Genomic DNA, 12,134 nt, shown 5'->3' with positions numbered 1-12,134 from the left:
TCTACGTGCTAGTCCGGTCTTTTTTACCAGCGTTTGGCTTTATTGCACTCCGGTAGGCTTCTTTGTGCGTGGTTCCGTCTTATTTTCTTCGCTATTTCTTCGCCGCACTATTTAGCCAAAAGAAAACAGCCCAGAGGAACAATGCCTCTGAGCTGCTAAAAGTCTTGGTCGCGGGGGCAGGATTTGAACCTACGACCTCCGGGTTATGAGCCCGGCGAGCTACCAGACTGCTCCACCCCGCAATGTCTGGGCGCCTCATGTGCGCAAGAAAGAATATTACGTGGGAGTTCGGTAAACGGCAAGGAAAATCTCGTAGAGCATAATTCCTTCATATTTAAACCCCTCAGTCCATATCACCGCAAACGAATCGCAGCCGAGCGCCGTCGGCGGCGCGTATACAATGGTGCGCGTCCTTTTACGCCGACACCTGGAGTAGACATGCTGCTCGCTATCGATATGGGAAACACGCAGACGGCCATGGGCCTGTTTGACGGAGACGAGCTGGTGCAGTCGTGGCGTATGCCCACCGACCGCTCCTATACCGCCGACGAGATCCATGTGCGCCTGATGGGTTTCTTTAAGATGTACGGCCTTTCGCTCGATGCGGTCGACGCGATCGCCTTTGCGGGCGTGGTGCCGCAGCTCTCGCGCGAGTGGCACGCCGTGGCCGACCGCATTGCCGCGGACGCCATCGTCATTGGGCCGCAGACGGCGGCCGTGACCAAGCTGCGGGCGGCGCGCCCCCAGGCCGTTGGTGCCGACCGCATCGCCAACGCCGTCGCTGCCGAGACCTTCTACGGCGCCCCGGCGATCGTGGTGGACTTTGGCACCGCGACCAATATCGACGTCATCGACGAGGACGGCTATTACATTGGCGGAGCGATTGCGCCAGGCATCCGCATTTCGATGGACGCGCTCGCCGCCCGAGCCGCCAAGCTCGCCAGCGTTCCGCTCGAGGCACCCGAGCACGCCATCGGCCGCGATACCGAGGAGTGCATCAAGGTCGGCGCCGTAACGGGCGCCGCGGCCATGGCCGAGGGCCTGGTCGCGCGCATGAAGCGCGAGCTGGGGCGCGAAGACGCCACCGTTATCGCCACGGGCGGCCTCGCCAGCATCGTCGCCGATTCGACCGACGCCTTCGACATAGTCGACGGCCAACTCACCATCAAAGGCATCTGCGAAATCTACCGCCGCATGCAGGAGCTGGGGTAGGACGGGGACCTAAGTCGAGCACGAGCGCGAGCGGCGAACTAGGCAACGCATCGGCCCTATTCCTCAAAAACGAAAATTTTTCAGTTTTGAGGAATAGGACCGAGATGCCGCCCTGCAGTCACGCGAAAGCCCTCCCCGGTGCAGGCCGAAGAGGGCTTCGTTGTCATCGTTATCTTTGGGCGCTGGCGCCCTGCGCTACAGACCGCGAATGCGCACGGCCTCGGGCGGAAACTCTTGCTCGCCGGTGTCGGTCTTAATGGTTGCGCGACCCCAGATGTCCAGACCCGCAAACACGCCGACCGCGAGCGGCAGGCCGTTGGGCGACACCGCCGCGACCTGACGACCCAGCAGCGGCACCATATCGAAGTACTCACCCAGCACCGGGGCCAGCGGGCCGGCAGCGCCCTGCGGCGTGTTGGCAACAACCGCCCAGGTGTCAATGCGAGCGAGCACCGCCGCGGCCAGCACCTCGACCAGCACCTCGTCGGCCATATCCACGCCGAGCTCGCCTAGCGCCGCACGCTCAACATCAACCGTCACCGCGGCAAACATGCCCGCAGCACCGGCACCACCGTTGACGGCGACGCACGCGAGCGACGTCTCAAACGCAGGCGCGCCGCACACGATGTCGCTCGGCCACTGGATGCCCACTTTGCCGGCAAGCCCCAGGCCCGGCGTTGCGGCCGCGCCCGCGAGCGCGTCCATCATGCCCATTGCGGCCACAAACGGCAGGCCGTGGAAGGCGTGCATGTTCACATCGGGGCGCACGACCAGCGAAAACGTCAACGACGCCTCGCCCGCGCTCCAAGCACACCAGCCCGCGGACACACCTTCGCGACCCGCGTCGCGTGCCGCGTCAAGCTCGGTACCGGCGGCAACAGCATTCATCTCGATCATCTACATACGCCCCAATTCGCCCACGATATGGCCCACGCGATCCTCGGGCTCCTTGACCTCGACGCCGTTGTAGCGGAAGAACCGCGCCGGGTCGTGCATCAGGTCCTCGAGCGGCACCAGCACAAAGTCTCGCTCGCCGATCAGCGGATGCGGCAGGCGCAGCTTCTTGCCGCCATGGGTCTCGCCGTCCATCCACAACAGGTCCAAGTCGATGGTGCGCGGGCCGTTGACCTTGGCCTTCTTGGAGCGGTCACGCCCCAGCTCGGCCTCGATCTTCATGAGCTCGTCGAGCAGCACCAGCGGCGCCAGCTCGGTCTTGATCTCGATGACGGCGTTGGCAAACGCGTCCTGGCGCGTCTCGTAGGCCGGCTCGCTCTCGTAGATGCGCGAGCAGTTGGACACGCAGGTGAGCGGGATCTCGGCAATCATGTCGCGCGCAGCGCGGATGTTGTCGCAGCGATGCCCCAGGTTGGAACCCACGGCCACAAACGCGCGGCGCGGCTGCGGCTTGGCAACGGCCCAGTAACCGTTCAGGAACTGCGCAAAGCCCGCAACGTCGTGCACGCGCACGACGTTGGCACCGGCCTGGATGGCGCCCAGGCACACACCAAACGTGGCGGCATCGCGCGCGGCGGCCTCAGTCACGCCCGAGACGGCGCCCACAAAGCGCTTGCGTGACACGGCGCACATGAGCGGATAGCCCAGCGACGCCATCTTGGCGGTCTCGCGCTGGATGACGATGTCTTCGTTGGCCGTCTTGCCAAAGCCCGGGCCGGGATCGATGCAGATACGGTCGCGCGACACGCCGGCATGGATGAGCGTGCGGGCCTGGTCGGACAGAAAGCCCATGACGCGGCGCATGATGGGCGCAGAATCGGGCAGGGTAAAGCGGCGGAGCTGCGAGGTGGGCACGTAGGCTTCCTCGCGGCGGGCGCTGCGGCGCATCATGGCGGCCAGGTGGTCGCTGGGCTCTGGTGCGGCTTCGGTAGCTGCGGGCACGGTCTCGGGCTCTGCAGTCTCGGCGGCAGGAGCGGTCTGCTCGGCAGCCGGCGTCTCTGGCTCGGACTCGGGCGCGGGCTCCGGTTCGCCAAACGGCAGCGAGGGCTGTACCACACCGCCCGGAAGCTTGGCCTCAACCTTGGGCTCGCCCAGCAACTTGCCGCGACGGCGACGGGCCGGCTTCTCGGCCTCGCGCGCAGCCTCGGCAGCCGCTTCGCGCGCCTTCTCGGCAACAAACGCCGCAGCCGAGGTATCGAGCTGCACCGTCGCGTGTGTGCGTGCGGGCGCGGCGACCTCGCCGGCGTGCATTACGATGACGCCGCAGGTGCTCGTCTTAACGAACTCAACCATCTTGGGATCGGTGAAGCCCGTCACGTCGTTGACAATCGAAGCACCGCAGCGCACAGCCGCCTTGGCAACCGCCACATGACGCGTATCGATCGAGACGATGGCGCCCTCTTTGGCCAGCGCGCGCACGACGGGCAGCACGCGACGCGCTTCCTCGTCGGGGTTGACCGGGGTAAAGCCGGGGCGCGTGGACTCGCCGCCCACGTCGATGATGTCGGCGCCGGCATCGAGCATCGCCAGGCCGTACTCGATAGCGGCATCTTGGTCAAAGTGCTCACCGCCGTCGCTAAACGAATCGGGCGTCACGTTGAGGACGCCCATGATGCGCGGACGGTCAAAGCTGAGCTCGTACTTTCCGCACCGCCATGTCTTGCTGTCGTTCGCCATGAACATCCTCCTAAAATGCCCACGCCGCCGCGCTCGGGCGCTGGCGGCGGGGTCGCTTTGCAATCAGTCTTTCTATTGTATCCGCGCGCGCGGGCTAGAACGCAAACGCGGCCGCGATGTCGCAAGAAATCAGCAGGTCGGCATTTGCATCCTGATCGGTGGGCGCCAAATTGCAAATGGCCAGCGTATCGCCAGTAAAGTAACGCGTGAGGCCCGCCGCCGGATACACCACGAGCGAGGTCCCGCCCACGATGAGGGCGTCGGCTGCGGCGATGGCAGCAACGGCGCCGGTCAGTACGTGCTCGTCGAGCGGCTCCTCGTAGAGCACCACATCGGGCTTGATGCGACCGCCGCACGCGGGACACACGGGCACGCCCGCGGCATCCTCGTGCTCGCGCGCGCAAATCCATTCGGCGCCGTAGACCGCGCCGCACGTCTGGCAGATATTGCGGTGGACCGAGCCATGCAGCTCAAACACGCGCCGCGAACCAGCCGCCTGATGCAGGCCGTCGATATTTTGCGTCACCACGGCGTCGAGCTTGCCGGCGCGCTCCAGCTCGGCCAGCTTAGCGTGGCAGCGGTTGGGCTTGGCGTTAAGGGAGATCATCTTGGTCCGGTAGAAGTCAAAAAACTCCGCCGGATGCGCCTCATAGAAGCTGTGCGAGAGCATAGTCTCGGGCGGATAGGAAAACCGCTGGTGATACAGACCGTCCACGCTGCGGAAATCGGGAATGCCGCTTGCCGTGGAAACGCCCGCGCCGCCAAAGAAGACCACGTGGCTATGGGTTTCGAACAGCTCCGCCAGCGCAGCGGAGGCCTGTTTGGGGTCCGATATTGCCTGCGTCATATATGTCCTCCGTCCGTGTCTCCGGGACGGCGGCGTTTGCACCATCACTCGCGGACTCCGCCCCGCCCCTGTTGCGCTAATCTTAAGCCTGCCAACCCCGTCGAAAGGACACCATGCCTCAGACTTACACTTTCGCCTCGTGGAACGTCAACGGCCTGCGCGCCGTGCTCAAAAAAGACCCGAGCTTTATCCAGATCGCACAGGAGCTCGATGTCGATATCCTGGCGCTGCAAGAAACCAAGCTGCAGGAGGGCCAGGTCGATATTGACCTGCCTGGCTATCACCAAACCTGGAGCTACGCCGAGCGCAAGGGCTACTCGGGCACCGCGGTCTTTAGCCGCCAGGAACCGCTGCGCGTGCTGCGCGCCGATGCGCTGCTGCCCTACGCCGGCGAGGGCGAGGCGGCCGAGCTCGTCGCCCAGGCCGCAACCGAGGGCCGCGTCTGCGCGCTCGAGTTCGACAAGTTTTGGTTTGTCGACGTCTACACGCCCAACGCGCAAAACGAGCTCGCCCGCATCGACGTGCGCATGGCCTGGGACGATACCTACCGCGGCTTTTTGAGCGCGCTTGAGCGCGAGACCGGCAAGCCCGTCGTAACCTGCGGCGACTTTAACGTAGCGCACGAGGAGATCGACCTTAAGAACCCCAAGTCCAACCGCGGCAACGCCGGCTTTTCGGATGAGGAGCGTGGCAAGTTCACCGAGCTGCTCGACGCCGGTTTTACCGACACCTGGCGCGCGGCCAATCCGGACGTCGAGGGCGTCTACAGCTGGTGGAGCTACCGCTTTAATGCCCGCAAGAACAACGCAGGCTGGCGCATCGACTACTTCCTGGTAAGCGACGCAATCGCCGGCAACGTACGCGACACCGGCATCCGCGGCGACATCTTCGGCAGCGACCACTGCCCCGTCACCCTCGCCCTGGAGCTCTAACCCCCAGATGATCCCCCGGGGACGGAGGAAAAGGGATCATTTTCACCTCGCGAGGGCATCCACGTGGCCCACTCGCCACGAAACTGGCTCATCTACTACGTTTAAGCCACCACCCTCAACCACAGCGAACAACGCAAAAAGAAAACCGCAGGTAGAGAGCCTGCGGTTTTTCATAAAACGCGGGTATGGTTGGAGGTATCGGGTTAAACGTAGTAGATGGGCTGGTTTCGTGGCGGGCATCCCCAGCGACCGCTTAGGGACGGGGAAACGGATCCTTTCGGCCCTCTGAGATCGGTGACGACAGCAATATATGCCGGCCATTTCAAAACTATGCCGGTTTACGGGGCTGAACCGCAAACCCCCCAGCCATACGCAATTCCGAAATAATAAAGCCGCAGGTAGATGGCTCGTCTATTTTCGAAAAATGCCGGTATGGTCGGTCTGCGTCAATCCGGCCCCGTAAACCGGCATAGTTTTGATATGAAACCAAGACAGTATTGATTCTCGCCCCGGCGCAGCCGCCACTACAGCCCGTACTTCACGACGACGCGGTTGATGCGGCGACACCAGGGCTTGTACAGAGCGGCCAAAAACACGCAGGTCGCGAGGCTATGCATGATGTCGAACGGCACCGCCGTAGCAAGACGCGCTGCGGCGCCTGCCCAGGTGAGCGGCTGCACAAAACCGATGATGTCATACGCGTTGATCACGACGCCATACAGCAGGCCCGACGCAAAGCCATACGCCAACAGCGCCGGCAATCGCACGGTTCCATCGGCGCGGTCGAACGCGCCCACATGCGCCAGCACGCCGCCAACATAGCCAACCAGACCCCAGGCATACATCTGCCACGGCGTCCACATGCCCTGACCAAAAAAGAAATTACTGGTCAGTGCCGCCAGTGCACCGACCATAAAGCCGTTGCGGCGACCGAGTGTCGCCCCCGCGATAATGGCAATAGCGCTCACCGGCTTAAAGTCGGGAATGGGCCCGAACAGGATACGCCCCGCCGCCGCCAGCGCCGCCAACACCAGCGTGGGCATAATCTGACGCAGGCCCGGACGCGACGCCTCGTAACCCGCAAAGAACAGCGCGAGCACCAGCGCCACCACAACCAGCATGGCAAGCGCCGCCTGCTCGATGCCCGCCACCAGCGCAGCAGCCATCACCATCGGCACCGCCAACAGCAGCGGGATCTCCAATTTTGCGAGCAAGCGCGAGGCGCGATGATCCGTCATCCCATCACGCCCTATAGAACACGTTGTCGGCAAAGAAGTCGGCTGGGGGCTCCATGCAGGCAATCTCGCCGTCGAACATCATGGCGACGTCGTCGGATACTTGCTCAGCGAAGTCTAGGTCGTGCGTGGCCATGATGACGGTGCCGCCGCCCTGTGCATGGTCGCGCAGGGCGCGGGCGATAATGCGACGGCTCGCCAGATCCAAGCCCTTGGTGGGCTCATCGAGCAGCAGCAGCTCGGGGCCAATCAGCAGCAGTTTTGCCAACGCAAGTAGCTGGCGCTGGCCGCCCGAAAGGTCGTACGGATGACGCGCCTCCAAGCCCGCCAAGCCCAGACGCGCCGTCTGCTCCTGCGCCGTGGCCTCATCGTATCCGCAGGTCGAAGCCCATTCCATCAGCTCGTCGCGCACCGTCTCGGCGACCAGCAATGCCTTGGGGTTTTGCGGCAACAACGCCGCCGAAGCCGCCCCGCGCATCATGCGACCGCGCTGCAGTTTGGCCGTCTTGGCCAGCACCGAGAGCATCGTCGACTTGCCGCAGCCGTTACCGCCCACAATCGCATGTACCGCGCCAGCCGAAAACGCCACATCGAGCCCGTGCAGCACCCAACCGGACGCGCGGTCGTAGCGAAACCAGCCCTCGCGGATAGCCGCCGCACCCGGCGCCGCCCCCTGCGTAGGCTCATAAGAGCCCAACGCCAAAAGCCCCTCGCGACCACCAAAACTTGCGGGGTCAGCCACTTCGCGCACGCGGCCGTCCTCGATCCGATACGCGCACGTCGCGTACTCGAGCATCGGGCGCGGCTGGTGCGTTGCCACGACCACCGTGCAGCCCAGTTCGCGGTTCACGCGAAACAGTGCGTGCAGAAAATTCTTCTCGGCAACGGGATCGAGCTGAGACGTAGGCTCGTCGAGCAGCAGCACACGCGGGCGCAGCGCCAGAACGGCCGCCAGCGACAGCAGCTGCTTGCGACCACCCGAAAGCGTATCGGTATCGCGGTGGAGCCAATCCTCCAACCCAAAGAAATAGCTAGTCTCGGCAACACGGCGGCGCATCTCGTCGCGCGACACACCCAGATTTTCCAGGACAAACGCCATCTCGTGCCATACCGTTTCGCACACGATCTGGTTCTCGGGATCCTGAAACACGTAGCCCACGCGCTCCGCCGATGCCCGCACATCCATGTCGGCAACGTTCTCGCCCAGCACGCGCAGCTCGCCAGCGAGCTCGCCCGCCGGGGCGATCTCGGGTTTGAGCAACGAGAGCAGTGTCGACTTGCCCGACCCGGTACCGCCAACAAGCAGCGCAAACGCACCTTGGGGAACAGACCAGTCGAGCCCCTCGAGCGCCGCAGCGTCAGTCCCGGGATAGGCAAAGCTCAAGCCCCGCACCTCAATTGCCGGCACATCCGGGCCGCACGCCGCGCCCGACACCGGGCCCCTATCCAACCGAGCCATCAGCCAAACCTCTTCTCGTCAATCGCGCACAGCACGCAAGGCAGTGCCATCCAGGCAGCGTATACAACATAGCCCGGCCATGGCGCCGGCACCGAGAGCTGCGGGTAAAACGAATACTGCGTCGTCGCGGTCCACGCCACCGCCACGGCTACCACGCCAAACAACGCCAGCCCCGCCAGCGCAACAACATCGCCGCGCCCCAGCCGATACCGCGCATACGTCGTACGACGAGACACGGCACCCCATCCGCGCGAGCGCATGGCGTCCGCACGCTCAAGCGAATCTTCCATGCCCCAGCCCATCAGCACGCTCGACGCCCGCAAGCGCGAACGCACGGGATCGGCAGGCGCGCGCCCCGGAACATCAATCGCATCCTGCACCGCCAGCACGGTGCGACCGCGGCGCAAAAACTGCGGGATCAGCCGCATGCACATCGAGATCATGAGCGCGATCACCGGTGCGGCATTGCCCAGCAGCGCGAGCACCTTGTCGTATTCGAGCATCGACGCCGCCGCCTCAAACCACAGCACGCTCGCCACAAACAGCCCGCCCATGCACAGGCCGTATACCATGCTCTCCAGATACACCGCGCGCATGCCAATACGGAACAGCTCCGTCGAGCCCGAGGCGCTAAACAGCGGATTGAGCACCGCGACGATCAAAATCACCGGCAGCTGCCAGCGGAGCGCGCCCAGCGTGCGGGCAGCCCCACGCGTCGCAAATCCATACGCCAGCCCGCCCGCAAGTGACAGCGCAATCAGTACCGGCTGCATCGAGAACATAGTGAGCCCCAGCGTCAGCACTATATAGAGTGCCGGCACAGCCGGATGCGACATCGAGAATGCCGCGACGGGCTCGCCGCCAAACTCCTCTCGTATGTTGTCCACGGGCACCCCCGTCCCCTCGCTCAAACAACAGCTCCGCAGCACCGCCAACGCCGCACGCAAGCAGTGCAAACGCCACGCCGGCGGCGCAAGCCTCAACCGCCGCAAACCAATCGTTATGCGCTCGTCATATGCCTGCGGTATCATATTGCGCCGTGTATCGTTTCCAAACACACGTCTCTATAACGTAACAGGAGATCACATGGACGCAACCGCAATTATCCTCGCCGCCGGCGAGGGCACCCGCATGAAGTCGAACCACTGCAAGGTTTCGCACAAGATCCTGGGTAAGCCCATGGTCCAGTGGATCGTCGACGCCACCATCAAGGCCGGCTGCAGCCGCGTCGTGGTCGTCATCGGCAGCCACGCCGACGAGATGCGCGCCCTCATCGACGGCGCCTACGCCAGCAGCGTCACCAAGGTCGAGTGCGTCGAGCAGACCGAGCGCCTGGGCACCGGTCACGCCGTGAAGGTCGCGCTCGAGGCCTGTGGCATCACGCAAGGCCCCGTCGTGGTGCTCAACGGCGACCTGCCGCTCATCACCGCCGACACCGTCGCCAAGTTCGCGCAAACCGTCGCCACCGGCGAGCTCGCCTGCACCGTCATGACCATGACCCCGCCCGATCCTTTCGGCTACGGCCGCATCAAGCTGGGCGCCGACGGTCAGATCGAGCGCATCATCGAACAGAAGGACTGCACGCCCGAGCAGGCCGCCGAGCTACTCGAGTGCAACGCCGGCTGCTACGCCTTCGACGGCGCGCAGCTCGCCGCCCACATTAACGAGATCGGCAACGACAACGCGCAATCCGAGTACTACCTGCCCGACATGCTCGAGATCCTCAAAGGCCACGGCCAGGCAGTCTCCATCTTCCACTGCGACGACTACCGCGACGGCCTGGGCGTCAACAGCCGCATCCAGCTCGCGCAGCTCACCGCCATCGCGCGCGACCGCATCAACGAGCACTGGATGGCCGAGGGCGTTACCTTCATCGACCCCACGCAGGCCTGGATCGGCCCCGATGCCACCATCGGCCGCGACACCGTCGTGTGGCCGCAGACGCACCTGATCGGCCACGTCACCGTGGGCGAGGAGTGCCAGCTTGGCCCCAACAGCCGCCTCACCGACACCACCATTGGCAGCGGCTGCGTCATCGATGAGACTATCGCCATCGAGGCCGTCATCGAGAACGGCGTCGACTGCGGCCCGCGCGCCTACCTGCGCCCGGGCACTCACATGCTCGACGGCTCCAAGGCCGGCACGCACGTGGAGATCAAGAAGTCCACGATCGGCGAGGGCTCCAAGGTGCCGCACCTGTCCTACATCGGCGACACCACCATGGGCTCCGGCGTCAACGTGGGCGCGGGCTCCATCACCTGCAACTACGACGGCGTGCACAAGCACAAGACCGTCATCGGCAAGGATGCCTTCATTGGCTCCGACACCATGATGGTCGCGCCCGCCCAGATCGGCGACGGCGCGCTCGTGGCCGCTGGCTCCGTCATCACCGAGCCGGTCCCGGCCGACGCACTTGGTCTGGGCCGCGCCCGTCAGGTAAATATTGAGGGCTGGGCCGCCGATTACCGCCGCCGCCTGCACGAGGACGACGAGGTATAACGTTTTACCAAGCACAAAAGGAGCTGCTCCATGGGGGCGGCTCCTTTTTCTATCGTGACCTGCGCAACCGGATGAGTGGTCGGTTCGTGTCCGTTGGCGGTAAAGACGTTATCAGGACCCGATAAACCCCGCCGCGCGGTTACAATGCAACAAGGCATCTATATGGCATTCGATGTATAAAGGAGAAGGGTAATGCCGATTAATGATCCCGAGAAGTCGGAGAATATGCGCAAGTCCATCCGCGTGTATTCCGGTTCCTCCAACCGTCCCCTCGCTCAGAAGATTGCTGAGTACCTTGGGGTCGAGCTTTCGGGCCTTACGCTAAAGCAGTTCGCCAATGGTGAGATTTACGCCCGCTACGACGAGACCGTCCGCGGCGCCGACGTCTTCCTGATTCAGTCCGTGGCCGGCGGCAACGTCAACGACATGCTCATGGAGCTGCTCATCGCCACCGACGCTGCCAAGCGCGCATCCGCCCGCTCCATCACCGCCGTCATCACCCACTACGGCTATGCCCGCCAGGACCGCAAGGCCGGCCCGCGCGAGCCCATCACCGCCCGCCTCGTCGCCAACCTGCTCGAGCGTGCCGGCGTCAACCGCATCATCACCCTCGACCTGCACCAGGGCCAGATCCAGGGCTTCTTTGATATCCCGGTTAACCACCTGTCCGCACTGCCGCTGTTTGGCCAGTACTACAACGACATGCACTTCGACACCGACAACCTGGTTGTCGTCTCCCCCGACGTGGGTCGTGCCAAGGCCGCCAAGAAGCTGTCCGACATGCTCGGCTGCGACCTGGCCATCGCCCACAAGGGTCGTCCGCGCCACAACGCCGCCGAGGTCATGGGCATCATCGGTGACATCAAGGGCAAGACCTGCATCATCAACGACGACATGATCGACACCGCTGGCACCCTGTGCGCCAACGTCAAGGAGCTCAAGGCTATGGGCGCTGGCGACATCTACGTCTGCGCCACCCACGGCATCTTCTCCGGCCCGGCCATCGAGCGTCTGAACGACGCCCCCATCGTCGAGTGCGTCGTCACCGACGCCATCCCCGTCGAGGTGGGCGGCAAGATCAAGACCATCTCGGTCGCCGAGGAGTTCGCTCAGGCCATCTCCGCCGTTTACCACGAGGAGCCCGTCTCCACGCTCGTCGGCGGCGACTTCGCGCTGTAGTCGCTCGACCCTCGCATCCCTCCGGAAGCCCCGAACACGCCTGCGGGGTTATCACACGAACGTCCTCGCCGCTTTGCGGCTGCGGGATGTTCGCTTTGATAACCCCTCCCGGCGTGTCCGGGGCTTCCTGTTGTCTCGGG

Annotated in this window: 10 protein-coding genes and 1 tRNA gene; 4 read left to right on the top strand and 7 right to left on the bottom strand. The window is 64.2% G+C overall.

Annotated features, from left to right (window positions below; translation table 11 throughout):
- Positions 1-165: 165 nt before the first annotated feature.
- Positions 166-242: transfer RNA gene (locus ABHT90_RS06545), tRNA-Met, on the bottom strand.
- Between the two features lie 196 nt (positions 243-438).
- On the opposite strand from ABHT90_RS06545, the gene ABHT90_RS06540 reads away from it, so the two are divergent.
- On the top strand, positions 439-1,212 hold the full coding sequence (locus ABHT90_RS06540; protein WP_346982001.1) for a type III pantothenate kinase: 774 nt from the start codon (positions 439-441) through the stop codon (positions 1,210-1,212).
- A gap of 195 nt (positions 1,213-1,407) precedes the next feature.
- On the opposite strand, the gene ABHT90_RS06535 is transcribed toward ABHT90_RS06540, so the two are convergent.
- The 3 genes from ABHT90_RS06535 to ABHT90_RS06525 all read right to left on the bottom strand — a co-directional run bounded on the left by ABHT90_RS06535 (position 1,408) and on the right by ABHT90_RS06525 (position 4,690).
- The gene (locus ABHT90_RS06535; protein WP_346982000.1) at positions 1,408-2,109 is read right to left on the bottom strand and encodes a hypothetical protein; all 702 of its coding nucleotides are present in this window, start codon (positions 2,107-2,109) and stop codon (positions 1,408-1,410) included.
- Entirely contained in the window at positions 2,110-3,843 is a 1,734-nt protein-coding gene (gene folP, locus ABHT90_RS06530; protein WP_346981999.1) for a dihydropteroate synthase, read from the bottom strand.
- Between the two features lie 94 nt (positions 3,844-3,937).
- Complete coding sequence (locus tag ABHT90_RS06525) at positions 3,938-4,690, bottom strand: NAD-dependent protein deacylase (protein WP_346981998.1); 753 nt, start codon at positions 4,688-4,690, stop codon at positions 3,938-3,940.
- 113 nt (positions 4,691-4,803) lie between these two features.
- On the opposite strand from ABHT90_RS06525, the gene ABHT90_RS06520 reads away from it, so the two are divergent.
- Positions 4,804-5,622 carry an exodeoxyribonuclease III gene (locus ABHT90_RS06520; protein WP_346981997.1) on the top strand — a complete coding sequence of 273 codons (819 nt, stop codon included), beginning with the start codon at positions 4,804-4,806 and terminating at the stop codon, positions 5,620-5,622.
- A 524-nt stretch (positions 5,623-6,146) separates the two neighbouring features.
- Here ABHT90_RS06520 and ABHT90_RS06515 read toward each other — a convergent pair.
- From ABHT90_RS06515 to ABHT90_RS06505, 3 genes are read right to left on the bottom strand one after another with little or no spacing between them, the layout of a single operon-like run.
- Positions 6,147-6,860, bottom strand: coding sequence for a DUF6580 family putative transport protein (locus tag ABHT90_RS06515; protein ID WP_346981996.1), 714 nt, complete (start codon positions 6,858-6,860; stop codon positions 6,147-6,149).
- Between the two features lie 4 nt (positions 6,861-6,864).
- Entirely contained in the window at positions 6,865-8,316 is a 1,452-nt protein-coding gene (locus ABHT90_RS06510; RefSeq protein ID WP_346981995.1) for an ABC transporter ATP-binding protein, read from the bottom strand.
- Positions 8,316-9,203: an energy-coupling factor transporter transmembrane component T gene (locus tag ABHT90_RS06505; RefSeq protein WP_346981994.1), complete on the bottom strand. Its 888-nt coding sequence runs from the start codon at positions 9,201-9,203 to the stop codon at positions 8,316-8,318. Before ABHT90_RS06505 ends, ABHT90_RS06510 begins: the two co-directional genes overlap by 1 nt.
- A 199-nt stretch (positions 9,204-9,402) precedes the next feature.
- Here ABHT90_RS06505 and glmU point away from each other — a divergent pair, with 199 nt between their 5' ends.
- Positions 9,403-10,815 carry a bifunctional UDP-N-acetylglucosamine diphosphorylase/glucosamine-1-phosphate N-acetyltransferase GlmU gene (glmU, locus tag ABHT90_RS06500; protein ID WP_346981993.1) on the top strand — a complete coding sequence of 471 codons (1,413 nt, stop codon included), beginning with the start codon at positions 9,403-9,405 and terminating at the stop codon, positions 10,813-10,815.
- A gap of 192 nt (positions 10,816-11,007) precedes the next feature.
- Complete coding sequence (locus ABHT90_RS06495; RefSeq protein ID WP_089573682.1) at positions 11,008-11,994, top strand: ribose-phosphate diphosphokinase; 987 nt, start codon at positions 11,008-11,010, stop codon at positions 11,992-11,994.
- Positions 11,995-12,134 lie beyond the last annotated feature (140 nt).

Source organism: Collinsella aerofaciens (assembly GCF_039758815.1).
Lineage (GTDB): Bacteria > Actinomycetota > Coriobacteriia > Coriobacteriales > Coriobacteriaceae > Collinsella > Collinsella aerofaciens_BP.
Note: the sequence above shows the minus strand (reverse complement) of the source record. Positions and strands in the feature narration are given on the sequence as shown.